The sequence below is a fragment of the Streptomyces melanosporofaciens genome (assembly GCF_900105695.1).
Lineage (GTDB): Bacteria > Actinomycetota > Actinomycetes > Streptomycetales > Streptomycetaceae > Streptomyces > Streptomyces antimycoticus.
Window position 1 is genome coordinate 2,119,252 of the sequence record NZ_FNST01000002.1, and the last position, 24,317, is coordinate 2,143,568.

Annotated in this window: 19 protein-coding genes, 1 tRNA gene and 2 pseudogenes; 14 read left to right on the top strand and 8 right to left on the bottom strand. The window is 72.3% G+C overall.

Annotated features, from left to right (window positions below; genetic code table 11):
• Nucleotides 1-195 precede the first annotated feature (195 nt).
• The 5 genes from BLV72_RS11540 to qcrB all read left to right on the top strand — a co-directional run bounded on the left by BLV72_RS11540 (nucleotide 196) and on the right by qcrB (nucleotide 6,832).
• Complete coding sequence (locus BLV72_RS11540; protein WP_093462019.1) at nucleotides 196-1,530, top strand: ABC transporter substrate-binding protein; 1,335 nt, start codon at nucleotides 196-198, stop codon at nucleotides 1,528-1,530.
• A gap of 7 nt (nucleotides 1,531-1,537) precedes the next feature.
• Nucleotides 1,538-2,563: a carbohydrate ABC transporter permease gene (locus tag BLV72_RS11545; protein WP_093462020.1), complete on the top strand. Its 1,026-nt coding sequence runs from the start codon at nucleotides 1,538-1,540 to the stop codon at nucleotides 2,561-2,563.
• A gap of 17 nt (nucleotides 2,564-2,580) precedes the next feature.
• A complete protein-coding gene (locus BLV72_RS11550) occupies nucleotides 2,581-3,495 on the top strand; it encodes a carbohydrate ABC transporter permease (protein ID WP_093462022.1) in 915 nt (304 codons plus the stop codon).
• A gap of 72 nt (nucleotides 3,496-3,567) precedes the next feature.
• Nucleotides 3,568-4,971, top strand: coding sequence for a GH1 family beta-glucosidase (locus BLV72_RS11555; protein WP_093462023.1), 1,404 nt, complete (start codon nucleotides 3,568-3,570; stop codon nucleotides 4,969-4,971).
• 178 nt (nucleotides 4,972-5,149) lie between these two features.
• Nucleotides 5,150-6,832 (top strand): cytochrome bc1 complex cytochrome b subunit, encoded by a 1,683-nt coding sequence (gene qcrB, locus BLV72_RS11560; protein ID WP_093462025.1) that lies wholly within the window; start codon nucleotides 5,150-5,152, stop codon nucleotides 6,830-6,832.
• A 191-nt stretch (nucleotides 6,833-7,023) separates the two neighbouring features.
• Here qcrB and BLV72_RS11565 read toward each other — a convergent pair whose 3' ends face one another.
• The 3 genes from BLV72_RS11565 to BLV72_RS11575 form a co-directional block, all read right to left on the bottom strand.
• Complete coding sequence (locus BLV72_RS11565; protein WP_107417398.1) at nucleotides 7,024-8,079, bottom strand: chitinase; 1,056 nt, start codon at nucleotides 8,077-8,079, stop codon at nucleotides 7,024-7,026.
• A 138-nt stretch (nucleotides 8,080-8,217) separates the two neighbouring features.
• Nucleotides 8,218-9,621 (bottom strand): HAMP domain-containing sensor histidine kinase, encoded by a 1,404-nt coding sequence (locus BLV72_RS11570; protein ID WP_093462026.1) that lies wholly within the window; start codon nucleotides 9,619-9,621, stop codon nucleotides 8,218-8,220.
• Nucleotides 9,618-10,331, bottom strand: a complete 714-nt coding sequence (locus tag BLV72_RS11575; RefSeq protein WP_208905609.1) for a response regulator transcription factor — start codon at nucleotides 10,329-10,331, stop codon at nucleotides 9,618-9,620. Before BLV72_RS11575 ends, BLV72_RS11570 begins: the two co-directional genes overlap by 4 nt.
• A 42-nt stretch (nucleotides 10,332-10,373) precedes the next feature.
• On the opposite strand from BLV72_RS11575, the gene BLV72_RS11580 reads away from it, so the two are divergent.
• Nucleotides 10,374-10,949, top strand: coding sequence for a hypothetical protein (locus BLV72_RS11580; protein WP_093470303.1), 576 nt, complete (start codon nucleotides 10,374-10,376; stop codon nucleotides 10,947-10,949).
• 32 nt (nucleotides 10,950-10,981) lie between these two features.
• Here BLV72_RS11580 and BLV72_RS11585 read toward each other — a convergent pair whose 3' ends face one another.
• Both BLV72_RS11585 and BLV72_RS11590 read right to left on the bottom strand, forming a co-directional pair.
• Complete coding sequence (locus BLV72_RS11585) at nucleotides 10,982-11,872, bottom strand: spermidine synthase (protein WP_093462028.1); 891 nt, start codon at nucleotides 11,870-11,872, stop codon at nucleotides 10,982-10,984.
• Nucleotides 11,873-11,968: 96 nt separating this feature from the next.
• A complete protein-coding gene (locus BLV72_RS11590) occupies nucleotides 11,969-12,505 on the bottom strand; it encodes a hypothetical protein (protein WP_093470304.1) in 537 nt (178 codons plus the stop codon).
• Between the two features lie 211 nt (nucleotides 12,506-12,716).
• Between BLV72_RS11590 and BLV72_RS11595 the strand changes: the two genes are divergently transcribed.
• Nucleotides 12,717-14,147, top strand: coding sequence for an NsdA family TPR-like regulatory protein (locus BLV72_RS11595; protein ID WP_093462029.1), 1,431 nt, complete (start codon nucleotides 12,717-12,719; stop codon nucleotides 14,145-14,147).
• Between the two features lie 14 nt (nucleotides 14,148-14,161).
• Here the strand turns inward: BLV72_RS11595 and BLV72_RS11600 are convergent, their stop codons facing one another.
• Nucleotides 14,162-14,755 (bottom strand): histidine phosphatase family protein, encoded by a 594-nt coding sequence (locus tag BLV72_RS11600; protein WP_093462031.1) that lies wholly within the window; start codon nucleotides 14,753-14,755, stop codon nucleotides 14,162-14,164.
• 308 nt (nucleotides 14,756-15,063) lie between these two features.
• Between BLV72_RS11600 and BLV72_RS11605 the strand changes: the two are divergent.
• The 7 genes and pseudogenes from BLV72_RS11605 to BLV72_RS11635 all read left to right on the top strand — a co-directional run bounded on the left by BLV72_RS11605 (nucleotide 15,064) and on the right by BLV72_RS11635 (nucleotide 22,023).
• Nucleotides 15,064-16,115, top strand: a pseudogene (locus BLV72_RS11605) (phosphatase PAP2 family protein).
• Between the two features lie 31 nt (nucleotides 16,116-16,146).
• Complete coding sequence (locus tag BLV72_RS11610; protein WP_093470305.1) at nucleotides 16,147-17,310, top strand: hypothetical protein; 1,164 nt, start codon at nucleotides 16,147-16,149, stop codon at nucleotides 17,308-17,310.
• Nucleotides 17,301-18,961, top strand: a pseudogene (locus tag BLV72_RS11615) (hypothetical protein). The gene BLV72_RS11610 and the pseudogene BLV72_RS11615 overlap by 10 nt, the downstream one beginning before the upstream one ends.
• The gene (locus BLV72_RS11620) at nucleotides 18,961-20,343 is read left to right on the top strand and encodes an AAA domain-containing protein (RefSeq protein WP_244321395.1); all 1,383 of its coding nucleotides are present in this window, start codon (nucleotides 18,961-18,963) and stop codon (nucleotides 20,341-20,343) included. The pseudogene BLV72_RS11615 and the gene BLV72_RS11620 overlap by 1 nt, the downstream one beginning before the upstream one ends.
• Nucleotides 20,344-20,771: 428 nt before the next feature.
• A complete protein-coding gene (locus BLV72_RS11625; protein WP_059142052.1) occupies nucleotides 20,772-21,137 on the top strand; it encodes a hypothetical protein in 366 nt (121 codons plus the stop codon).
• Between the two features lie 114 nt (nucleotides 21,138-21,251).
• Entirely contained in the window at nucleotides 21,252-21,893 is a 642-nt protein-coding gene (locus tag BLV72_RS11630) for a bifunctional DNA primase/polymerase (protein ID WP_093462032.1), read from the top strand.
• A 56-nt stretch (nucleotides 21,894-21,949) separates the two neighbouring features.
• A tRNA-Lys gene (locus BLV72_RS11635) sits at nucleotides 21,950-22,023 on the top strand.
• Nucleotides 22,024-22,108: 85 nt separating this feature from the next.
• Here BLV72_RS11635 and BLV72_RS11640 read toward each other — a convergent pair.
• Together BLV72_RS11640 and BLV72_RS11645 are read right to left on the bottom strand one after the other, a co-directional pair.
• Nucleotides 22,109-23,365: a nucleotide disphospho-sugar-binding domain-containing protein gene (locus BLV72_RS11640; RefSeq protein ID WP_093462034.1), complete on the bottom strand. Its 1,257-nt coding sequence runs from the start codon at nucleotides 23,363-23,365 to the stop codon at nucleotides 22,109-22,111.
• Nucleotides 23,366-23,457: 92 nt separating this feature from the next.
• A complete protein-coding gene (locus tag BLV72_RS11645) occupies nucleotides 23,458-24,291 on the bottom strand; it encodes an SDR family NAD(P)-dependent oxidoreductase (protein ID WP_093462035.1) in 834 nt (277 codons plus the stop codon).
• Nucleotides 24,292-24,317 lie beyond the last annotated feature (26 nt).

Below are 24,317 nucleotides of genomic sequence, written 5' to 3' on the forward strand. Positions count from 1 at the left end.
GAAGTTGTTTCGCGCGCTCCCTTGACACCCCAGCGGGGAGCCGCGACCCTTCAACACATCACAGCTGGGAGCGCTCCCACAGTACCTGAGCCATACACAACCCGCACGATGTCCACTCGGCTCGATGCATCTCAAAAACCCATGTATCGCTACGTATTGGCCGGAAGCCGTTGGGCGGGGCGCTAGGAGGACGGAATGCGCAGGAACACTGGTAGTCACCGCAGCAGAGCCGTGGTCCTCGCGGCCGTCGCCGCTTTAGGAGTCGGGCTGCTCAGCGGCTGCGCCGATGACGGCGACGACGGATCCGCCGGCTCGTCCGGCGGCGGGGACAGCAAGGGCAAGACGGTCGTGACCGTCGGCACGTACGGCGTCATGGGTTTCAAACAGGCCGGGCTCTATGACGAGTACACCAAGCTGCACCCGGATATCAAGATCGAAGAGAATGTGATCGACCCGGCCTCGAACTACTACCCGCAGCTGCTCACCCATCTCGGCTCGGGCAGCGGGCTCGCCGATATCCAGGCGGTCGAGGTGGGCAACATCAATGAGGTGACCACCACCCAGGCCGACAAGTTCGTTGATCTTTCGAAGGCGGACGGCGTCAAAAAAGAAAACTTCCTCGACTGGAAGTGGGCGCAGGCCACCGCCAAGGACGGAAAGACGATCGGCCTCGGCACGGACGTGGGCCCGATGGCGATCTGCTACCGCAAGGACCTCTTCCAGCAGGCCGGGCTCCCGGCCGACCGTGACGCGGTCTCCGAGCTCTGGGCGGGCGACTGGCAGAAGTACCTCGAAGCCGGCAAGGACTACGCGAAGAAGGCGCCGGGCGGAGCCGCGTTCCTGGACTCGGCCGGCGGACTGTTCAACGCGGCGGTCTCCGGCGGCTCGGAGGTCTACTACGACAAGAGCGGGAAGCCCATCTACAAGGACGGCCCGGCCGTCAAGAAGGCGTGGAAGCTGGCGACCGACGCGTCCGCGGCCAAACTCTCCGCAGGGCTCCAGGAGTTCACCAAGCCCTGGCAGCAGGCGCTCGCCAACGGCAAGTTCGCCACCGCCTCCTGCCCGGCCTGGATGCTCGGCCAGATCAAGGAGTACGCCGGGGACAAGTACAAGGGCAAATGGGACGTCGCCGCCGCCCCCAAGCCCGCCAACTGGGGCGGCTCCTTCCTCTCCGTGCCGCAGGCGGCGAAGAACAAGGACGAGGCGGTCAAGCTCGCCACCTGGCTGACCGCACCCGAGCAGCAGGCCAAGCTCTTCGAGAAGCAGGCGAGCTTCCCCAGCGCCCAGGCCGCGTACAGCCTTCCCCAGGTGGCCGACGCCAAGCTCCCGTACTTCAACAACGCGCCCATCGGCAAGATCTTCTCGCAGGCCGCGAAGGACAGTCCGACGCAGGTCCTGGGCCCGAAGGACGCCGTCATCAAGCAGAACTTCACCGATGTCGGCCTGCTCCAGGTGGAGCAGCAGGGCAAGTCCGCCGACGAAGGCTGGAAGGCCGCGATCAAGACGAACGACAACGCGCTGGACCAGTGACCCGGACATGACCGCACCTTCCGGTTTCACCCCTGATACGGCCGCGCCCCCCGCAGGGCAGGGGGGCGCGGCCCCGCGCGCCGCGACCGCGCCGGCGCCCGACCCGGCCGAGCAGCGGCGTCGCGACCGGCGCAGCCGCCGCTACCGCTGGGACGTGCGATGGAGCCCGTACGCCTTCGTCGCCCCCTTCTTCGTCTTCTTCGCCGCCTTCGGCCTCTTCCCCCTGCTCTACACCGGGTGGGCCTCGCTGCACCAAGTGGAGCTCACCAACCCCACCCATATGGAATGGGCGGGGTGGCACAACTTCTCCAGGCTGTGGGAGGACGAGTTCTTCTGGAAAGCGCTGCGGAACACCTTCACCATCGGGGTGATCTCCACCGTTCCCCAGCTGATGATGGCCCTCGGGATCGCGCATCTGCTCAACTACCGGCTGCGCGCCTCGATGTTCTTCCGGGTGGCGATCCTCACCCCGTACGCCACCTCCGTCGCTGCCGCCACGCTGGTGTTCGCGCTGCTCTTCGGGCATGACTACGGCATGGTCAACTGGTCTCTGGGGCTGGTCGGACTGGACGGCATCGACTGGCAGAACGGCACCTGGACCTCGCAGATCGCGGTCTCCACGATCGTCATCTGGCGGTGGACCGGTTACAACGCGCTGATCTACCTGGCCGCCATGCAGGCCGTGCCGAACGATCTGTACGAGTCGGCGGCGCTGGACGGGGCCTCGCGCTGGAAGCAGTTCCTGCATGTCACCGTCCCGTCGCTGCGGCCCACCATCCTCTTCACGGTCGTCGTCTCCACGATCGGGGCCACCCAGCTCTTCGGCGAGCCGCTGCTGTTCAACACCGCGGGGACGGCCACCGGCGGCGCCGATCACCAGTACCAGACGCTCGGCCTGTACATGTACGAGCAGGGCTGGGTGAACCTGCACCTCGGCCGGGCCTCCGCCATCGCCTGGACGATGTTCCTGATCCTGCTGCTGATCGCCGCGGCCAACGCGCTGTTCGCGCGACGGCTGCGAAAGAGCCAGTGAGGGAGACGAGGAGAACCATGAGCGCCACTGTCTCTTCCCGGCAGACACTCGATCCGGCAGCTCCCGCGCACACCACTCCGCGGGACGGAAAGGGCCGCAACCGGGCGGGCAGGCAACTGCACGGCGGCAAGATCACCTACGCCGTGCTGATCCTGTTCACCATCGGCTCGCTCTTCCCGCTGGTGTGGACCGCCATCGCCGCCTCCCGCACCAACACCCGGCTGGCCCAGACGCCCCCGCCCCTGTGGTTCGGCAGCAATCTCTTCAACAACCTGGACAAGGCGTGGAACGGCGCCAACATGGGCACCGCGCTGCTCAACACGACGGTGGTGGCGGGCACGGTCGCGGCGTCGACCGTGCTGTTCTCGACCGTCGCGGGCTTCGCCTTCGCCAAGCTGCGCTTCCGCTTCAAGAACATCCTGCTGATGCTCACCATCGGCACGATGATGGTGCCGCCCCAGCTCAGCGTGGTGCCGCTGTACATGATGGTGGCCAAGCTGGAGTGGACCGACCAGCTCCAGGCGGTCATCGTGCCGACCCTCGTCAGCGCCTTCGGGGTCTTCTTCATGCGGCAGTACCTCACCCAGGCGCTGCCGACCGAGCTGATCGAGGCCGCCCGGATGGACGGCGCGAGCAGCTTGCGGATCATCTGGCATGTCGTCTTCCCGGCGGCGCGCCCGGCGATGGCGGTGCTGGGAATGCTCACCTTCGTCCAATCGTGGAACGACTTCTTCTGGCCGTTCATCGCGCTCACGCAGAACGGCAACCCGACCATGCAGGTGGCATTGACGGGTCTGAGCCGGGGGTACACCCCGGATCAATCACTGATCATGGCGGGGGCGCTGCTGGGCACCCTGCCGCTGCTGATCGCCTTCGTCCTCTTCGGCAAGCAGATTGTGGGGGGCATCATGCAGGGCGCGGTCAAGGGCTGAGCGGCCCGCCACCACCACTCCGTCCTCCCTCCCCGTTACCCCCTCCCCACGACCTCGAATGGGAGCGCTTCCATGACCCTTACCTTCCCGCCCGGATTCCTGTGGGGCGCTGCCTCGGCCGCCTATCAGGTCGAGGGCGCCGCCCAGGAGGACGGCCGCACCCCGTCCATCTGGGACACCTTCAGCCACACCCCCGGCAAGGTGCTCGCCGGTGACACCGGTGATGTGGCCGTCGACCACTACCACCGCTTCCGCGAGGACGTCCGGCTGATGGCGGAGCTGAACCTGGCGGCGTACCGCTTCTCGGTGTCCTGGTCACGGGTGCAGCCCACCGGCCGGGGACCGGCCGTCCAGCGCGGGCTCGACTTCTACCGCTCGCTGGTGGACGAGCTGCTGGGCGCGGGCATCCAGCCGGTGCTCACCCTCTACCACTGGGACCTCCCCCAGGAGCTGGAGAACGCGGGCGGGTGGCCGGAGCGCGAGACCGCCGAGCGGTTCGCCGAGTACGCGGGCATCGTGGCGGGGGCGCTCGGCGACCGCGTCGAGTTCTGGACCACCCTCAACGAGCCGTGGTGCAGCGCCTTCCTGGGCTATGGCTCGGGGGTGCACGCCCCGGGCCGCACCGAGCGGCTGGCCCCGCTGCGCGCCGCCCACCATCTGAACCTCGCCCATGGCCTCGGCGCCCAGGCGCTGCGCGCCGCGCTCCCCGCCCGTGCCCAGATCGCCATCAGCATCAACCCGGCCGTGGTCCGGCCGCTCAGCGACAAGCCCGAGGACCTGGATGCATCGCGGCGTATCGACGCGCTGGCCAATCGCGTCTTCACCGGGCCGCTGCTGCGCGGGGCGTACCCCACCGACCTGATCAAGGACACCGCCTCGATCACCGACTGGTCGTTCGTCCGGGACGGCGATCTGGCCGTCATCAAGCACCCCCTCGACGCGCTGGGCATCAACTACTACACACCGTCATTGGTAGCAGCCGGCACCGACAACGAGGGCTCGCCCGCCCGCCACGACGGCCACGGCGCCAGCGCCCACTCCCCCTGGCCGGGCTCGGAGCAGGTGGCCTTCCACCAGACGCCGGGCGAGCGCACCGAGATGGGCTGGACGATCGACCCGACCGGACTGCACGACCTGCTGATGCGCTACACCCGCGAGGCGCCGGGCGTACCGCTGTACATCACCGAGAACGGCGCCGCGTTCGACGACAAGCCGGACGCGGAGGGCGCGGTCCACGACCCGCGGCGGATCGACTACCTCCGGGACCATCTGGCCGTCGCCCACCAGGCCATCGCGGACGGCGCCGATCTGCGCGGCTACTTCCTGTGGTCGCTGATGGACAACTTCGAATGGGCGTACGGCTACAGCAAGCGCTTCGGCGCGGTCTACATCGACTATCAGACGCAGGCCCGGGTGCCGAAGTCCAGCGCCCGCTGGTATGCCCAGGTGGCCCGCACCGGAGAGCTTCCGGCGTAAGGACCTGCGTCCGCGGCGCCGCCCGCTGGGGGGCGGGCGGCGCCGCGGATGGCAGTCGAGGCGGCGCACAGGGGCGCAACCGGGCCGGTGCGTTCTTCCTTCAAAGGGGTTACACCCTGATCCACCCGGCCGAAGAGCGCCGTCATCCCTTGAGAATGCCTGGTAAACCCATTGAGACATGAGAGCATTTCCGGAGCGCCGCCAGAGGTTCCGCGATGAGGGATCCGGCCGGCGCGCGCCCGCCGGAAAAGGCGAGGCCCTCGCCGACTGGTTCGACGGCCGGGTGGGCCTCTTCAAGATGGGCAAGGCCAATCTGCGCAAGGTCTTCCCCGACCACTGGTCTTTCCTGATCGGCGAGATCGCCCTCTACACCTTCATCATCATCATTCTGACCGGCGTCTATCTGACCCTGTTCTTCAAACCGGCGATGAACGAGGTGGTCTACGACGGCCGGTGGACGCCGCTGAACGGCATCCGCATGTCGCAGGCGTACGAGTCCACCCTGCACATCAGCTTCGATGTGCGCGGTGGACTGCTGATGCGACAGGTCCACCACTGGGCGGCGATCATCTTCATCGCCAGCATGCTCGCCCATATGATGCGGACGTTCTACAACGGCGTCTTCCGCAAACCCCGCGAGATCAACTGGCTCTCCGGCGCCGGTCTGCTGATTCTCGGAATGTTCGACGGCTTCATGGGCTATTCACTGCCCGACGATCTGCTGTCCGGCACCGGTCTGCGCTTCATGGAGGGCGCGATCCTGTCGATCCCGATCGTCGGCACCTATCTGTCGTTCTTCTTCTTCGACGGCCAATTCCCGGGGACCGCGATCGTGCCACGGCTGTTCACCGTGCACGTACTGCTGATTCCGGGCATCATGCTCGGGCTGCTGGCGCTCCATATGATCCTGCTCGTCTACCACAAGCACACGCATCTCCCGGGGCCCGGAAAGAAGAACATGAATATCGTGGGGCCGCCTCTCTGGCCGGTCTATGTGGCCAAGTCCGGCGGTTTCTTCTTCCTCGTTTTCGCCGTCACCACGCTGATGTCGGCCATCGCCCAGATCAACCCGGTGTGGGCCTATGGCCCCTATCGGCCCGACCAAGTGTCCACCGACGCCCAGCCCGACTGGTATATGGGCTATTCCGAGGGGCTGATCCGGCTGATGCCGGGCTGGGAGATCAATCTCTGGGGCCACACCCTGGTGCTCGGCGTGCTGATCCCCTTCCTGATCTTCCCCACGGTGCTGCTGGTGATCTGGCTCTATCCCTTCCTGGAGGCATGGATCACCGGCGACAGACGCGAGCACCATCTGAACCAGCGCCCGCGCAACGCCCCCACCCGCACCGCCTTCGGCAACGCCTGGGTCGCCCTCTACGGGGTCCTGCTGCTGGGTGGCGGCAACGACCTCATCGCCACCCACTTCGATCTGTCGATCAACGCGATCACCTGGGCCTGCCGCATCGGCTTCTTCGTGGTGCCCGTCGTGGTCTTCATCATCTCCAAACGGATCTGTCTCGGCCTCCAGCGCAAGGACCGGGAGCTGCTGCTGCACGGCCGCGAGACCGGCATCATCGAGCGGCTGCCGCACGGCGAGTTCGTCGAGGTGCACGAGCCGCTGTCACCGGCCGAGAAGTACACGATGACCGCGTACGAACAGTACGAGCCGCTGGAGCTGCCGCCGACGGTCGACGAGGCCGGAGTCGCCCGCAGGCTCTCCGTCATGGAGAGGCTGCGCGTCTCGCTGTCCCGGAGCTACTTCGGTATCAACGGCCAGATCGCCAAGCCCACGAGGGAGCAGGTGGCGGAGCACGAGGAGCATGAGGAGGCGGAGCGCGCCGAGGAGCCCCAGCGCCCCTAGGACGACGGAAACGGCGGGGCGCGGCGGGTGGGGGATTCCGTCCGCGCCCCGCCGTGTGGGGGGTGCCGTGGGGGGTGGTGGTGGGGCTTACGGGGCTGAGGGGCCCCGCGGCTCATGTGGCTGTCAGGCCCCGCGTCCTATGCGGCTGACGGGCGGTGTGGGGCCCGCCGGTGTCAGCCGACGTCAGCCGTTCAGCCGTTGTAGGCGCCGAACGCCTTGGTGAAGGCGAGCTCCTCCTGGTCGATCGAGCTGCAGGTCGGCGACGCGGTGTCCTGCGGGCTGGGGCACTGCTTGTCGCGGGTCGCGGACCACATCGACAGCCAGGCCAGCCCCTTGGACTTGGCGAACTCCACGACCTGGGAGGCGTCGTCGACCTTGAATATCTCGTTCTTGACGTCGTTGACGCCGATCATCGGGGTGACCGCGACGGCCTTCCACGCCTCGTCGTCGCTCAGTTCGAGGGCGCCCTTGATCTGGCCCTGGGTCGCCGTGGCGGCGTCGATGGCGTACTGGCCCATGTCGTCGTCGAAGGAGGCTCCGTAGTCCATCGCCATGATGTTGACGGCGGAGACCTTCACCCCGTTCTTCTTGGCGTCGGCGACGAGGTCGACACCGTCCTGGGTGAGGCCGGTCGGGAGCACCGGAAGGGTGAAGGAGACGTCCAGGTCGGGGTTGCTCTGCTGCAGCTTGGCGATGGCCTGGGCGCGGCGGGTGTTGGCCTCCTTGTTCGGAAGCGCGCTGCCCTCGATGTCGAAGTCGACCTTGGTGAGCTTGAGGGTGTCCACGACCTTGCCGTAGGCCGCGGCGAGCTCGTCCACCGATGTGCAGGCCAGGCCCAGCTCGGAGCCGGAGGCGCCGCCGAAGGAGACCCGGACGTCGCCGCCGGCCGCCCGCAGCTTCTCGGTCTGGTTGGCCACCTCGTTGTCGCCGACCTCGGTGACGCCGCCCCACTTGGGGGTACAGCCGCCACCGGAGGTGATGAAGGCGAGGTTGAACTGCTTGACGCCGGTCTTCTCGGCGGTGCCCACCATGTCGTAGGCGGGGTAGAGCGAGGTGTCGATGTACGGGGCGAAGCCGCCGCTCGCCGCCGCGGCGGCCTTCTCGGACGCGGCGGGCTTCTCGGAGACGGTGCCGGCGTTCGCCGCCCCGCTGAGCGCGAACGCCGTGCCGCCGGCCACGACGGCGGCGGCGGTCGCGCCGATCACCTTGGTGGTCCGGCTCGCCTTGCGACGGTGCGTGCTGCTCATCAGGTCCCTGCCTTCGCTGTGCGGGTGTGGGGGGTGATGGTGCGGGCGCCACGCTAGCGAGGGGAAGTCGGACAAACGGCAGGATCCGTGCACCGGCCATGGATCTTATGGCTGCCTTAAGGAACCCATGGGCGGCGATTAATGCTCCGCGGGCTCCTTGGGCCGGGTGCGGCCCCGGGTCTTCCGCTTACGGCCGCGCCGCCGCTGCCCCGGGTCCGCGGAGCCGACGCCGTTCAGCGAGAGCCACACCCGCACCTCGGTGCCGCCCAGCACCGACCGCCCGATCCGCAGATCGCCGCCCGTGGACTCCGCGACCCGGCGCACGATGTCCAGGCCGAGGCCGGTCGAGCCGGGGCCGCCGTCGCCGTGGCCGCGGCGGAGCGCCGCGGCCGGGTCGGCGATACCGGGGCCCGCGTCGGAGACCAGGATGATCACTGAGTTGCTGGCGTCCCCACCCTCGTGGACGTCGACCGCGAACGCCGTGCCCTCGGGCGTGTGCCGGAAGACATTGCCGAGCAGGGCGTCCAGCGCGGCGCCGAGTTCGGGGCGGGCGACCGGCACCCGTACGGTCCGGTCGACCCCGGCCAGCCGCACCGTACGGTCCTCGTCCTCGGCGAGCGCGGACCAGAACTCCATCCGGTCCCGGATCACCTCGGAGGCGTCACAGCCGGACGGGGTGTGCGTCTTGTGCTGGCGCGCGGTACGGATGATCTGGTCGACCTCGCGCTCCAACTGGGCGACGGCGGCGCGGGTCTGGTCGGCCGCCGGTCCCTCGCCCAGCGAGGCGGCGTTGAGACGCAGCACGGTGAGCGGCGTACGGAGCCGGTGGGAGAGGTCGGCGGCCAGCTCGCGCTCACCGGCCAGGAGCTGGACCACCTGGTCCGCCATGGAGTTGAACGCGGCGGCGGCCGCCCGGAGTTCGGCCGGGCCGTCCTCCGGCACGCGCACCCCGAGTTCGCCATGGCCCAGGTCGTGGGCGGCGTCGGCGAGCCGCCCGGCCGGACGCACCAGCCGGGTGCCGAGCCGGTCGGCGGTGGCGACCGCGCCGACGATCAGCGCCAGGCCCACCCCCGCCAGCACCAGCCAGGACGTCGTCACCCCGCTGGTGACCACCCCACGCGGGACAAACACCTCCACGACCGCGACCTGACCGCCGCTCAGCGCGGTCGGCTGGAGCAGTGCGTAGCCCCCGGGGGCGGCGGACACCGAGGCGCGGCCGAGCCGCCGCGCGGTGGCCAGCTCGCCCTTGGGCGCACGGCTCTTGCCGAGGTCGTAGCCGCTCCCCGGCTCGCCCGGCTCATCGGGGACATGCACCGCCATCCGGCCGTCCCCGCCCGCCTGGGTGCTGGCCACCGCGCGCTGCAGTCGCGACCGCTCGGTGGTGATGGCGAGCGCCGGGCCGATGGTGGCGGCCTGCCGCTCGGCGTCGGCGAACGCCCGGTCCCGGGCCAGTTCCTTGACGACGAGGCCGAGCGGTACGGCGAAGGCGACCACCACCATCGCGGTGACCGCCAGGCAGACCTTGACCAGGGCCCATCTCACGTGGGCTCCGCCGGGGGCTCCAGTTTGACGCCGACCCCGCGCAGCGTATGGAGATAGCGCGGCCGGGCGGCCGTCTCGCCCAGCTTGCGGCGCAGCCAGGACAGATGGACGTCTATCGTCTGGTCGTCCCCGTACGCCTGCCGCCAGACCTCGGCGAGGAGCTCCCGGCGCGGCACCACGACGCCGGGCCGCCCGGCCAGATAGGCCAGCAGATCGAACTCCCGCCGGGTCAGATCGAGCGTCACCCCGTCCAACTGGGCCTGGCGGCGCAGCGGATCGACGGCCAGCCCGCCGACCCGGAGCACCGCCGGGGGCGCCGCCGCACGGCCCGGTTCGCCCGCCCCGCCCCCGCGCACACGGCGCAGCACGGCGGTCATCCGGGCGGAGAGATGCGCCACGGAGAACGGCTTGACCAGGTAGTCGTCGGCGCCGTCGTTGAGCAGCCGGACGATCTCGCCCTCGTCGTCACGGGCGGTGGCCACGATGACCGGCACATCGGTGATGCCGCGCAGCATCTTGAGTGCCTCCGCCCCGTCCAGATCGGGCAGGCCGAGGTCCAGAATGACGACGTCGAATCCGATCTGTGCCACCTCGCGCAACGCCTCCAGGGCGGTGCCGACGCTGCGCACGGTATGGGACGCCTCGGTCAACTGCCGGATGAGGGCTGAGCGTACGAACTGGTCGTCCTCGACGACGAGCACACTTGCCATGAGCGGCACCGTACGCCATTCGGGTGAGGCAAGATGGGGAAGATGCGAAGAGGTCTGGTCCAATGTCTGGCGTGGGTCCTCGCGACCGGCGCCGCGGTCACGCTGTCGTGGTACGGCGTGCGGACCGTCCTGACCGGAACGGCCTACGATCCGCCGCGCGCACTGCCGATCGCGGACGGCTCCCGTTCGGCGAACGGGGCCTGGTCCTCCTCGACGCACCGGCCCAAACCGCCGTCGCCGTCCGCGACTTCACCCTCTTCGTCGTCCTCGCCTTCACGTCCGGGGGCGGACGCGGGATCCGATGGGGACAGGGACAAGGAGTCCGGTTCGGCCGGGCGCAGCCGGAAGCCGACGCAGGCGCCGCCCCGGAAGGAAACGGTGCGGCCGGAGGAGAGCGGAGAGGTGCGCAGCTATCCGGCCAAGGGCGGCCGGGCGGTCTTCGACATCCGGGCGGCATCGGCGGATCTGGTCTCGGCGACACCGGACGGCGGATGGCAGATGCAGGTGTGGAAGCAGACCGAGTGGATCCGGGTGGACTTCGTCTCCGGGGCCGACACCACCACGATCTTCTGCACGTGGCATGACGGCCCGCCGCAGGTCCGTATCGACGAGCACTGACGGGGGGCCGGCCGGCTGCCGGTCCGCTCGGCTCAGGTGAAGACGGCGGGTGGCGGGGCCGGGGAGGGGGCTGCGGTCGCGTCGGTGACCGGGGCCGCGCCACCGGTGAAGTCCGCGAGCCCGCGCCCGTGTTCGACCCGGGCGGGGTGCGGATCTCCGGCGGCCCGGCGGGTGAGCTCGGCCAGCGGCAGGTCGCGATCGGCGGCCAGCAGCACGGCGTTGCCGAAGCGGCGGCCGCGCAGCAGGGCGGGGTCGGCGGTCAGACACACCTGGGCGAACGCGGCACGGGCGGTGGCGATCTGGGGCTTCAGATAGGCCAGCGGCGGACCGTCGGCGAGATTCGCGGCGTACCACCCGTCCGGGCGCAGGGCACGCCGCACCTCGGCGAGGAACTCCACACTGGTGAGATGGGCGGGCGTACGGGCCCCGCTGAAGACATCCGCGACGATCAGATCCGCCCAGCCGTCGGGCACCTTGGCGAGCCCGGCCCGGGCGTCGGCGCCGCGCACCCGTATCCGGTCGCCGGGGTCCAGCGGCAGCTCACTGCGGACGAACTGGACGAGCGGGGCGTCGATCTCGATGATCTGCTGGGTGGAGCGGGGGCGGGTCGCCGCGATGTAGCGGGCGAGGGTGAAGGCGCCGCCGCCCAGATGGACCGCGTGCAGCGGGCGGCCGGGAGGGGCGACGAGATCGGCGAGATGGCCGAATCTGCGCTGGTACTCGAAGTCGAGATACCCGGGATCGTCGAGATCCACATGCGACTGCGGCTTGCCGTCGAGCAGCAGCGTCCAGCCGCGCGGCCGGTCCCGGTCCGGCACGAGCTCGGCGAGCCCCCCGTCGACGGATGCGGTGACCGGCTCGGGGCTGCGCCCTCGCGCCGCTCCGCGCCCGCGCGCGGCTCGCTTGTTCGTGCCTTTCGCCATGTGTCCCAGTATGCGGCGGACCACTGACAGCCGGTCGCCGGCCGGGAGGGGCGGATGGTCACCGCCTCACTGGCAGCGGTCACCCGGGGACTGGGTTCACTGGCAGCGGTCGACGGCCTCGATCGTGCGGGCCGCCTCGCCGAGCGCCGCCCGGAGCTCGGCGGGGTCGGTGGCGACCGTGTACGCCGCGTCGGGCGGCACCAGCCAGCCGGTGCCGATGCCGGGCGGCGCGTCGTCCCCGGCCGCTCCGGATTCGGTGGCTCCGGCTTCGGTGGCTCCGGCTTCGGTGTCCCCGTGGGCGGCGTCTCCGGACGGGATGTCCCCGGCTCGGGTCTCTGCGGATGGGGTGTCTCCGGCTTCGGCGGGTGCGCCGGTGCCGGAGCCGATATTTATCCGGATTCCACGCCCGGATGTCTGGGTGCACGCCGAGCCCGGCAGATCCCAGCCGTCCGCCGTTCCGGGCGGTACCAGGAAGCCGAGGGTGTCGCAGGCGTTGTCATGCAGGACGGGACCGAGGCCGTCGCACGCACGGCGCAGGATGTCCACCGCCTCCAGCCCCTGGCGGGCGGGCACGGTGACGAGATCGCAGTCCTGGCGCTGGGGGTGCTGGGCAGTAGTCCGCGAGCGGCTGATGTCCACTCCGGCCTCCCTCTTCATCGGGTCGCACCCCATTCAACGCGCGGCGGTGTCAACGGCTACGGCCGAATGCCGCCGTAAAGGATGGCAGTTCATGGCAGATCATGGGCGGTATATAACGTTTGCCGGGAATCTCCGAGTGTCGGAGATCGCGCAGCCGGTACGGTTCTCCCCCGCCCACCTGGCATCACCAAGGGAGAGGCACAGCATGACGCCGCTTCCGGAGCCCTCGCCTCCACGGCCGAACACCGCGTTCCGCCGACTGCGCGGACAGCTCTCGCCCGCCGAGTTCGCGGCGTCCGTGCGCCGCGCGGCCCTCGAGATCGGCGAGCAGGTCTCCTGCGACGCCCGCTATATCGGCCGTGTCGAGTCGGGGGCGATCCGCTGCCCCAACTACGCGTACGAGCGGGTCTTCCGCCATATGTTCCCCGGCCGCACCCTTACGGATCTCGGCTTCGCCTCCCGTGAGTCGGTGCGCGGCCACCAGGCCCGCGGCCCCGCGGGCCCTCCCGTACCCGTACCCCTGTCGGTCCCCGTATCCGTTCCCGGCCCGCGCCCCGGGCCTCCCGGGCCCCAGGGCAGGGGGACCGTCGACATCTTCGAGGAGAGCGAACTGCTACGGCGCTCGTTCATGGCCGGTGGGGCGGCGGCCGCCGCCGTGGCCGCCGCGCCCCGGACCGGAACGCCGCCCCGGCGGGCGGGGCGACGGGTGGGGGAGGCCGAGGCCGCCGCCGTGGAGGAGGCCGTACGGCGGATCCGGTTACTGGACGACCGGCACGGCGCCGATCCCCTCTATGCGCACACCGCCAAGCCACTGAGCGCCGCCTACGCACTGCTCGACGCGGGCGGCTACAGCCGCTCGATCGCCGAGCGGCTCTTCGCGGGCGCCGGTGAACTGGCCATCTCGGTGGGCTGGCTGGCCCATGACTCCGAGCGGCTGTCCGATGCGCGGTCCCACTACGCCGAGGCCCTGGCCACCGCGCGGGTCTCCGGCGACGCCGCCCTGGAGACCCACGCGTTCTGCAACACCGCCTTCCTCGCCCGCGACGCCGGCCGCCCCCGCGAGGCCGTAAGGGCGGCGCAGGCGGCCCAGCGGGTCGCCGAGCGGCTCGCCTCGCCGCGACTGATGTCGCTGCTCGCGCTGCGCGAGGCCGGGGGACTCGCCTGGCTGCCTGACCGGGGCGGCTGTGAGCGGGCGCTGCTGCGCGCCCGGACGCAGTTCGGGCGCGGGCCCTGCGACGCCGACCCCGAGTGGATGAGCTTCTTCGGGGAGGCCGAACTGGAGGGGCTGGAGGCACAGTGCTGGTCGGCGCTCGGCGACTGGAAGCGCGCCGTGGAGCACGCCCGGCGCGCGGTCGCCCTCCAGAACCCGCACTTCACGCGCAATATCGCGCTGTTCACCACGGAGTTGGCGAGCGATCTGGTGGCCGGCGGCGCGCCGGACGCGGCCGCCGCCGCGGCCGGCCGGGCCCTGGGCCTGCTGGACCAGGTGAAGTCGTCGCGGATCCGCCGGATGCTCGACGACACGGCCCGGATACTGCGTCCTTACGGTCGCGATGAGGCGGTCGCGGACTTCCTCGACCGCCATGAGGCGGCCGTCACCCACCCTGAGGCGGCCGGCCGCGCCTGCCCGGTCTGACGCCGGTTCGGCTCTCAGTCGAGATGGCCGGTGTCGTTCCAGCGCTCGATGGCGGGTTCGCCGTAAGCCCAGCCGAGCACCGACAGGGACGTCGGATCGAGCCGGATCCGGGCGGCGAAGGAGGCGTCATGGCCGAGCCAACGGGCGCCCAGCGTCCGCAGGATGTGGCCGTGGGCGAAGACCAGCACATCGCGGTCGGCCGAGCGCGCCCACTCCACGACCTCGTCGGCCCGCGCCTCGACGGAGGCGATCGACTCGCCCTCGGGCACCCCGTCGCGCCAGATGAGCCAGTCGGGCCGGGTGGCCTTGATCTCGGCGGGGGTCATCCCCTCGTACGCGCCGTAGTCCCACTCCAGGAGCGCGTCCCACTCCCGCGCCCGGTCGCCGAAGCCCGCCAGCCCACAGGTCTCCTTCGCCCGGGACAGCGGGCTGGTGCACACCTCGGCGTCCGGAAGGCCCGCCCAGGGGCCGTGGTGCAGCCGCTCGCCGAGCAGCTTGGCGCCGCGCCGCCCCTCGTCCAGCAGCGGGATGTCCGTACGGCCGGTGTGCTTCCCGGAGAGCGACCACCGCGTCTGTCCGTGCCGGGCCAGGAGGATGCGTGGGGGCATGCGTACTGCCTTCCTTCACCGGTTTCGCACCGCTGCGCCGCCGTGCGCCATTACACGCCGCTGCCTGCGGTTTCATGCACTCTTCAGGACCGGCACATGGCCGATCGCCATCCCTCCATCATCGCGCATGTGATCGGCAGGCAACCTCCGGGTCACTCCTGGCGTCTTCCTGTCTGCGCGCGGGTCCGCCAGGGGTTCCGACAGTGGGCGCCGCTCGCGGACGGGGGCGGTGCGTTGGTCGCTTCGCCTACACCGTACGGTTGACCGCGCGCCTTTTCGTGGCCGCCTGAACTTTGGAGAGCGTCCGAATGCCCCATACGGTGCCCCGTGCCGGAGCAGCACAGGGCAGTCGGCCCCGTTGGTGGACCGAACTGCCGCTCATAGCGGTGGTGTACGCCGCCTACTCGGCCGGTCGGCTGCTGGCCCGCGGCGACGTGTCCACCGCCGTCGATCATGGTCTGGCGATCCTCCATTTCGAACAGCGTCTGAACATCGACTTCGAGTCGCCGCTGAACGATCTGTTCACGGCCCACGCGCTGATAGGCATACCGGCGGACTTCGCCTACGCCTCGCTGCACTACGTCCTGACCCCGCGATCCTGCTGTGGATGTGGAAGCGCCGTAAGGCGTCGGACTACCGCTTTCTGCGCACCTGGCTGCTCGTCTCCACGATCATCGGGCTCATCGGCTTCACGCTGCTGCCGACCTGCCCGCCGCGGCTTCTGGAGGCGGGCCACGGCTTCGTCGACACCATGGCGCAGTACCGCTCATACGGCTGGTGGGGCGGGGACGCCAGCGCACCGCGCGGACTGGGCGGGCTGACCAACCAGTACGCGGCGATGCCCAGCCTTCACGTGGGATGGGCGCTGTGGTGCGGGGTCGCCCTGTGGCGGCACGGACGCTCGACCTGGGCCAAGGTCGGCGCGGTCGGCTATCCGCTGGCGATCACCCTCGTGGTGATGGGCACCGCCAACCACTACTTCCTGGACGCGGTCGCCGGCGCCGCCGCCATGGCGCTCGGGGCGCTGCTGACGAGGCCCGCGCTGCGGCTCGCGGAGTCGCTGCGCAGCCGCCTGCGTCCGGCCCGCGAGACCGTCACCGCCTCCCGAAACGCGGGTGTGCCCGCGAATGTCGGTGACAAGTGCGAGACTTCGGCGCGTGAACGGGAACGGATCCCCCGACAGCAGGGCAGGGGCGCGGACAGGCAACGCACCGAGGGTGCCGCGGACGACGGCGGCCGGGGAGCCGGTGCCGGTACCAGCGGCCGGGGAGCCGGTGCCAGTGCCGGAGGCGGCCGGGGAGCCACTGCGGGCGGCTCGGCCCCCGCGGCAGGTGACGAGGCTGCGGCAGCGGCTCGCTGAGCTGCGCGGCCCGGCCACCGTTCCCCATCCGATGGACGCCCGCGCGCTGGCGGCGCTGGCCGCCAACCCGGGCTGCCGCCGCCGCGCGCTGCTGGACGGGGCCGGGGTCGACAAGGGCGCGCTGGCGTCGGCGCTGGGGGCTCCCGCGAACTTCGGGCAGTCGCAGTTCGCGCATCAGCGCGGCAACTCCTTCGAGGCCCGGGTCAAGGCGGACGGCGGCGCTGATCTGGTGCGGCTGCTGCACGAGCGGCTGCGTGACGGTTCGGAGGCGCCCGGTCCCGGCACCGTGGCGACCCCCGATCTGACCGCGCCCGGTCCGCAGGGCCGCACGGCCCGAACGGCGCTCGCGCTGCGCGAGGCCACCGAGGCGGGGCGCTGGGCGCTGCTGGACCATCCGATGGTGAGCCTGGACGTCGCGGGCTCGCCCGCCTTCCTGGAGCCGGACGCGGTCGTGGTCCACCCCGACGGGTCGTGGACGGTCGTGGAGATCAAGTCCTTCCCCATGGTGGACGGCTCCGCCGACCCGGCCAAGGTGGGCGCGGCCGCCCGCCAGTCGGCGGTCTACACCCTGGCGCTGGAGCGGGTGGCGTCGATGATCGGCCGGCCGCCGGAGGGCGGGGACGACACGGCGGCGCGGGAGGGCTCGGCGACTCCGGCAAAGGGCGCTTCCGTGTGGGCCCGGGTGCGCCATCATGTGCTGCTCGTCTGCCCCAAGGACTTCTCCAACCTGCCGACCGCCGAAATGGTCGATGTGCGCAAGCAGCTCGCGGTCACCCGGCGGCAGCTCGACCGGCTGACCCGGATCGAGGACATCGCCGCCGCCCTCCCCGAGGGCACCACCTTCGACCTGCGGCTCACCGACGACGGCCGGACCCCGACCCGGCCGGTCGAGGAGCTGACGGCCGCCGTCGAGGCGGTCGACGCGGCGTACGCCCCGGAGTGCCTGTCCACCTGCGAGCTGGCCGCCCACTGCCGGACGCGATCCCGCGCCGCGGGCCGGGTCGAGGCGCTGGGCCGTGGCGTCCGCGGCGAGCTGGGCGGGCTCACCACCATGGACGCCGTCCTTACGGCCGCCATGGGACGTCCCGCCGACGACACCCCCACCGGCGACCCCACCGTGGACGCCCTGCGCCGCGCGGCGGCCCTGCGCGCCGAGGCACTCGCGTCCCGGCCCGAGGCGGTGGCATGTCGCTGATCACCACCCTGGCCCGGATGGAGGCGGTCCGGGAGGGGCGGGCCCAGCCCCTGACCACCGTGCGCCACCGCCATCTGTCGGAGCGCCCGCTGGCGTTCGTCCCGCTCACCACCGCCGGTGAGGCGGGGGCGCCGCTGGGGGCGCTGGTGGGCACCGACCGGGAGGCGCCGCGGCTGCTGATCGTGGCCCAGCCGCGCGACCGCGATCTGCGGTTCGCGTTCCTCGCCGCGCTCGCGGAGGAGATCCAGCCGTACCTGGACTCGTACGCGGACCAGGTCGAGCTGGAGGAGCGCAAGGAGACCGATCCGGAGACCGGTAAGAAGGTCCCGGTCCAGGTCGAGCTGTGCGAGGACGCGCCGCAGCTGCTGGTGCCCAGCGCCGCGGGCGTGGCGTTCGTCCGGCTGCTGGGCCGGTCGATGCGGTTCCGGCGGACCGCCGAGCAGGACCCGGAGACGCCCTTCCCGGCGCCCGCGCGGGTGCCGCTGCTCGGCCGCTGGCTGACCCACTACGGGGAGCGGTCGCGGGTGCCCGGCTCATGTCTGCTGCTGTCGCTCACCGAGCTGCTGAGCCGTCACTGGGCGACCGGGCAGAGCAATCTGGAGGATCAGCACCTGGGCTCGCTGCTGGCCTGGATCGACCCCCCGGAGGGCCTGTCGGGGGCGGAGGCGGCGCTGCGGGCGGAGTCGGAGCGGGACGAGGACGGCCGGCTGCGCTGCCCACCCGCCGGTCCGGCCACCGACCCCGCCTTCGACAACAAGCTGCTGGCACCGGCGATGTCCCGCTATGACGCGGCGCGTGCCGAGACGTCCCAGGGCGTGGCCGGGGCGAGGCGCGGCTGCGGCTCGCCGAGGCGGAGCTGCGCGGGCTGATCGAGTCGCAGTTGCGGCCCACCTGGGACGCGCTGTGGCGCGGGGTGGATCTGCTGCGCTCCCTCCCGGAGGGCGCGCGGGTGGCGGACCGCTGGAAGCGGGACCGCTGGTCCTACACCGGCCACCGGGACCGGGTCCGGGCCGGGGAGCCGCCGCAGCCCAAGCGGGACGACGCGGTGACGGCGGCGCAGAAGCTCGCCGCGCGCGAGACCGCGCAGGCCCAGCTCGACGCCCATGAGGCGCTGGACGATCCGCTGGTCATGGCGGGGCGGCGGCTGGCCGGTGAGGCGTTCGCGGGCGAGGTGATCGATGTGGAGATGGCCTGGTCGGACACGAAGGTGCCCCGTCCGCGCCCGCTGGTCACGGTCCGCACCGAGGACCGTCCGCATCTGGCCGAGCGCGTCAAGCTGCACCGGGTCATGGCCGACGGCAGAGCGCAGAGCGGGGAGTTCGCCGGCTTCGCGGACACCGACGAGGCGGGTGGAGATGACGAGGTTGGCGGAGTCGGCGGCGCGGACGCTTCGGGCTCTCCGGAGGACCCGGCCCACGCGCTGGTGGTGCGGCTGACCGGCGGGATGGGCCGCGGCAAGCAGCCGGAGCCGGGCTCGGTGCCCGAGAAGGGCGACCGGGTGTGCTGGACGCTGTTCGAGCACGCCCCGCGCGGCGGCCCGGAGCTGCCCGACGCGGAGAGCACTCCGTGGACCCACGGCGGCCCGCCGGACGCCGCCGCGCCGGCCCAGGGCCCCGAGCCCGACCCGATGACCGAGGAGGACTATCTGTGATCGCCGCGGACCCGGCCGCCGGCGCGGCCCACGCCGGCCGCGCCCGAGCGGGCGAGCCGTTCGACGCCTCGGCCGCGGCGGCGCGCGCGACCGAGGCGATCCTGCGGGACACGCTGCACGGAGCGGACCGCGGCGTCGTCGTGGACTCCCCGCCCGGTGCGGGCAAGTCGACACTGGTGGTGCGGGCGGCGCGGGAGCTGGCGGCCGCCGGGCGGCCGCTGATGGTGGTCGCGCAGACCAACGCCCAGGTGGACGATCTGGTGGACCGGCTGGCCACGGCGGACCCCGAGCTTCCGGTGGGGCGGCTGCACAGCAGCGATCCGCATCCCTACGACCCGGTGCTCGACGGTCATGCGTCGGTCCGGGCCTCCGCGAAGATCGGCGACCTCGCCGGGCTCGACATCGTCGTCTCCACCGCCGCGAAGTGGGCGCACATCAAGAACGTCGAGCCGTGGCGGCACGCGATCGTGGACGAGGCGTACCAGATGCGTTCCGACGCGCTGCTGGCGGTCGCCGGGCTGTTCGAGCGGGCGCTGTTCGTGGGCGACCCGGGGCAGCTTGACCCGTTCAGCGTGGTGGGCGCCGACCAGTGGGCGGGGCTTTCGTACGACCCCTCGGCGAGCGCGGTCACCACCCTGCTCGCGCACAATCCGCGGCTTCCGCAGCACCGGCTGCCGGTGTCCTGGCGGCTGCCGGCCTCGGCCGCGCCGCTGGTCTCGGACGCGTTCTATCCGTACACCCCCTTCCGCAGCGGCACCGGCCACGGCGAGCGGCGGCTGAGCTTCGGGGTGGCCTCCGACGGCTCGGGGCCGGACCGGGTGCTGGACGAGGCTGCCGCGTCCGGCTGGGGCCTGCTGGAGCTGCCCGCCCGGCGCACCCCGCGCACCGACCCGGAGGCGGTGGCGGCCGTGGCCCAGGTGGTGCGGCGGCTGCTGGACCGGGGCGCGGTGGCGGTCAGCGAGCGGTCCGACGAACCGCTGCCGGTCGCGGCGGACCGGATCGCGGTGGGCACGGCCCACCGGGACCAGGCGGCGGCGGTCCGGGCGGCGCTGACGGGGCTCGGGGTCTCCGGCGTCACCGTCGACACCGCCAATCGACTCCAAGGGCGTGAGTTCGAGGTCACGGTCGTTCTGCACCCGCTGTCGGGGCGGCCGGACGCCACGGCCTTCCATCTGGAGACGGGGCGGCTGTGCGTGCTGACGTCGCGGCACCGGCAGGCATGCGTGGTGGTGTGCCGGGCGGGGGTGGCCGAGCTGCTGGACGAGCATCCGTCCACGGAGCCGGTGCAGCTCGGCGTGACGGTGAAGTTCCCGGACGGCTGGGAGGCCAACCACGCGGTGCTGGCGCATCTGGCCGAGCACCGCGTGACATGGCGGCCGTAAGGGGCGCGTTGGCGGCGGCCTTGGCTGGCGCATGGGCGCGTTGGGGGGCGCCTTGGCCTGGCGTAAGGGTCGTTTCGGCGCTGCCGTAAGGGCGAATCGGTGACCGCCGTAAGGTCGTCACGACGGGTCGGCGGCGGCTGTGAGGGCTTGTCGGCGCGGGTCGTGGCGGCGTGTCGATGGCGGCCGTAAGGGCTTGTGCGGCGATCGTGGCGGCGTGTCGATGGCGGCCGTAAGGGCGACGCGTCACCGGTGGCCGTACGGTGCGTCACCAGGGAGGACGGTCCGGCCATGGTTCAGGGGGCGGTGGGGTGGGGAGAGACCCCAGGTCGGCGGCGTACGGCGGGGGCGCCCTTGCCCTACGCGCGACAATGGAGACAACAGGACCACCGCGAACCGTAGGTGCCTCACGACCCAGGAGGAGAGATCACATGCCCGAGCCGGATTCGGCTCAAGGCCGGCACGGCTCCGCGCCCCGGCGGCTGAAACCAGCGCCCCTGCTCTTCGAACCGGCCGCCGCCGCCTCGGACGAGGCGCACTTCTTCGACCTGGAGTCGATCGAGGACCCGCGTGAGCTGCTGTCCCGCTCGACGGAGCTGGTGCTGGCGTTCCGCGCGGCGACGGACCGGGCCATGGAGTTCCAGGCGATGGCGGCCGCCCAGCTCGCCGACCCGAGGCGGTTCGATCGGCTGACCCCCGCCGTGATCGCCGAGCGTGCCGAGTGGACCGAGGACTACGCCAAGAAGATGGTCGAGTTCGGCCGTGAGCTGATGCGGAGCGGCGAGTTGCCGGACTGACGGCAGGCGTGAGCCTGGGGCATATGCGGGCGGAAGATACCCGATGCCAACACCCGATGTCCCGGCTTCGCCGCATCTCTCTACACCGTCATCGCCGACGGTAAAGGTGGAAACATGACCAGAACGCCGCAGGACGCACTTCACACGGCCGCCTACGTCACCCCGGCGGGCGCGGACTGGCTCGCCTCGGCCAGCGCCTCGCCGCGCGGTGTGCAGGCCCTGTGGGCCGGGGCCCCGACCGCCGCGGTGACGCTGCCGTGCGGTACGGCGTTCGACGTCATCAGCATGGACGCGCTCTTCGGCCGCCGGGTGGTGGGCCGGTTATGGACCGACGGCCCCGGCACCGGGCCGGTCGCGGCCCGGGGCGGCCGCGTCTTACTCTTCGCCACCCCGGGGACCGCCCAGCGGCTGCCGGCGCTGCTCGGCTGGGAGGAGTGGGGCGCGACCGCTCCCCCGCTGCTCTGTTACGGACGGGGCGACGCGGTGACCGTGCCGCCGCTGTTCCCGCCGGACCCCGATCAGCCGGAGGCGGCGCCCCTGGAGCACCAGGCCCGGGAGACCGGGACCCCGGAGACCGGCGCCCGCGAGTCCACCCCCGTGCCGTCGCCGCGCTGGCTGGTCGCGCCCGATGTCCGCAAGCCCTGGCTGCCCGGTCCCGAGGTGCTGCTGTGGGCCTGTGTGAGGGCGGCCCGCGCCGCCGGTTGTGATCTTGTCGGCACGGCTGTGACCAGCACACCCGCCGTTTTTCCGGGCTGAAAGTTATCGATTTTCACTCCGTGGCGTCCGGGTGCTAAGGTCTCCTACGTCAGCAGGCGCCGCTAGCTCAGTTGGTTAGAGCAGCTGACTCTTAATCAGCGGGTCCGGGGTTCGAGTCCCTGGCGGCGCACAGACAGCGAAAGGCCCCTCACTTCGGTGGGGGGCCTTTCGCGTGGCCTTCTCCCCAGGACGGGGCCCTCCGCGTACGACGGCCCTCACATCGCCGGGCCCGTGAGCCGGGTGACCGCCAGGACCGCCTTGTCCGGGCCGGGCATCGCCAGCGCCTCCCGCCGCAGGGCATGCGCCGCCGCCGCGTACGAGGGCTGCTCCAGCAGGGTGAACAGGTCCAGGGCCAGCCGGCCGCCCACCGCCCGCGCCCCGCGCCGGGTGCCGTCGAGGGCGTCGGCGGGCAGATACATCCCGGCGCCCGCCCGGGCCAGCCGCGCCCCGTTCAGCTGCTGCTCGAGGCGGGGCGCGACGACCAACTGCGGCACCCCGGCCGTGGCGGCGGCCAGCACCGCCGCGCCCCCGCCCTGGTGGAGCAGGGCCCGGCAGCCCGGCAGCACCCGGTGCAGCGGCCCGGCGGGCGGGCGGCCCTCGGCGGCGCTGCCGACCCGGACGACCTCCACGCCCCGCGCCTCGGCGGCCCACAGTGCGGCCCTTACGGCGTCCGGCGGACCACTGGCGTCGTCCCAGGCCGCGCACACCCGCACCGGCCCGGAGCGCCTGGGGCCGCCCGGCCCGCGCCGCCCGTTCGACGCGGCGGCCTGGCGCACGGGGTACGGCCCGGCGCGGCGGGCCTCGTAAGGCGACGGCGTCTCATGCGGCGACGGCCCGTCCTGCGGAACGAGGCGCACCGGCAGCCGCCGCGCCCGCGAGGGCAGCGCGAGGCTCGGCGGGCAGGGGTCGAGCCACAGGTCAGGCTCGCGTGCCGGGTCGGCGCCGTATCGCCGCATCAGCCGGGCGTAGCCGGGCAGCGGCGGGCCTTCGAGCCGCTGCCGGTCCAGCCGCAGCACGGCCGCGCTCCCCCACAGCTGGCCGATGGCGGGCACCCCCAGCGCCCCCGCGGCCACCGTGCCCGCATACGCGCTCGCGTCATGCACCACCAGCTCCGGCTGCCAGCAGCGGGCGAACGCCACCAGGCCCTGGGCCATCGCCTCGGCGATCCGCACCTGCCGATCGCCCAACGCGCGCAGCACGCCGTGCTGCTCCGGGGTGAGCGCGGCCGGCCGCACCGGCCAGTCCGTCGGCCAGATGCCGCGCGGGCGCCGCGTCGCCTCCGGCGCCCTGACCACCGCCATGGGCAGGGCACCGATCTGCACCGGCACCAGGCCGGTCCGGGCGACGGCCGCCGCGCATTCGGACGGCACCGCGACCCGCACTTGGTGCCCGGCCCCGAGCAGGGCGCGCGCCAGCGGCACCATGGGAACGAGATGGGCGCCGGAGGCCCAGGTCGTGAACAGGACGCGCACGGTTCCCCTCCCGCAGAGGTCGAGCCGGCCGGATCGCCCCGTCCGGCCGATGGACATGACACCGAGCCGCCCCCTCGCATCCCTCGCCGGGCTCAGCGGCACCTCGCGAGCGTCAGCGCTTCGCCGGTGATCGTGCCGTTGGCCGCCGAGCACAGGAAGAGGAGGGCGCGGGCGATGTCCTCGGGGGTGGTGGGCGGCCGGTCGGGCGAGGTGGACGGTCTGTCGGGCGGAGTAGGCGGCCGGCCGGGCGGGGTGGACGGCCGGCCGGGCGGGGTGGACGGCCGGCCGGGCGGGGTGGACGGCCGGTCGGACACAGTCGGCGGCCGGTCGGGCGGGGTCGGCCCGGGGCACACGGCGTTGATCAGCACTCCGTCGCCGCCCACTTCGCCCGCCAGACCGCGGACCAGACCGTGCAGCCCGGCCCGCGCCACCGCGTGGAACTCCCCGTCGGCCGCGCCGTCCGGTGCCTGCGCCGAGGCCACCAGCGCGATCCGGCCCCAGCCGCGCTTGCGCATCCCGGCGACGGCCCACTGGACGGTGCGGACCGCGGGCACGAAGCCGTCGGCGACAAGCGGACGCCAATGCTCCTCCGGTACGTCCTCGAACCGGGTGTGCGAATCGCGTCGCGCGCCCCGTCGCCGGGCGGCCGCCACCAGCACGTCGAGCCCGCCCCAGTGCTCCTCCACGGCGGCCACGACCCAGCGCGGCGACGCGGCGTCGTCCAGGGCGTACGGCACGGCGAAGGCCCTGCCGCCGTCCGGTCCGGACAGCTCGGCGGCCAGCGCCTCGGCGGCCTCGCGCTGGTGCCGGAAGGCGAGCGCCACCCGGGCGCCCTGCTCCGCGAAGGCGCGTGCGGCGGCCCGGCCGATGGCCCCGGTGGCCCCGGTGACCAGGACCGTGCGCCCCTCCAGGCCAAGGTCCAGCATGGGCGCTCCTCGCGGTCGTTCCCACT

Excerpts from the sequence above, each read along its gene's own strand:
- BLV72_RS11575 (WP_208905609.1), bottom strand. The coding sequence starts at position 10,331 with ATGGCAAGTGTGCTCGTCGTCGAGGACGACCAGTTCGTACGCTCAGCC.
- BLV72_RS11565 (WP_107417398.1), bottom strand. The coding sequence starts at position 8,079 with ATGAGCAGCACGCACCGTCGCAAGGCGAGCCGGACCACCAAGGTGATC.
- qcrB (WP_093462025.1), top strand. The coding sequence starts at position 5,150 with ATGAGAGCATTTCCGGAGCGCCGCCAGAGGTTCCGCGATGAGGGATCC.
- BLV72_RS11585 (WP_093462028.1), bottom strand. The coding sequence starts at position 11,872 with ATGGCGAAAGGCACGAACAAGCGAGCCGCGCGCGGGCGCGGAGCGGCG.
- BLV72_RS11555 (WP_093462023.1), top strand. The coding sequence starts at position 3,568 with ATGACCCTTACCTTCCCGCCCGGATTCCTGTGGGGCGCTGCCTCGGCC.
- BLV72_RS11630 (WP_093462032.1), top strand. The coding sequence starts at position 21,252 with ATGACCAGAACGCCGCAGGACGCACTTCACACGGCCGCCTACGTCACC.
- BLV72_RS11610 (WP_093470305.1), top strand. The coding sequence starts at position 16,147 with ATGGACGCCCGCGCGCTGGCGGCGCTGGCCGCCAACCCGGGCTGCCGC.
- BLV72_RS11580 (WP_093470303.1), top strand. The coding sequence starts at position 10,374 with ATGCGAAGAGGTCTGGTCCAATGTCTGGCGTGGGTCCTCGCGACCGGC.
- BLV72_RS11645 (WP_093462035.1), bottom strand. The coding sequence starts at position 24,291 with ATGCTGGACCTTGGCCTGGAGGGGCGCACGGTCCTGGTCACCGGGGCC.
- BLV72_RS11545 (WP_093462020.1), top strand. The coding sequence starts at position 1,538 with ATGACCGCACCTTCCGGTTTCACCCCTGATACGGCCGCGCCCCCCGCA.
- BLV72_RS11550 (WP_093462022.1), top strand. The coding sequence starts at position 2,581 with ATGAGCGCCACTGTCTCTTCCCGGCAGACACTCGATCCGGCAGCTCCC.
- BLV72_RS11540 (WP_093462019.1), top strand. The coding sequence starts at position 196 with ATGCGCAGGAACACTGGTAGTCACCGCAGCAGAGCCGTGGTCCTCGCG.
- BLV72_RS11595 (WP_093462029.1), top strand. The coding sequence starts at position 12,717 with ATGACGCCGCTTCCGGAGCCCTCGCCTCCACGGCCGAACACCGCGTTC.
- BLV72_RS11625 (WP_059142052.1), top strand. The coding sequence starts at position 20,772 with ATGCCCGAGCCGGATTCGGCTCAAGGCCGGCACGGCTCCGCGCCCCGG.
- BLV72_RS11600 (WP_093462031.1), bottom strand. The coding sequence starts at position 14,755 with ATGCCCCCACGCATCCTCCTGGCCCGGCACGGACAGACGCGGTGGTCG.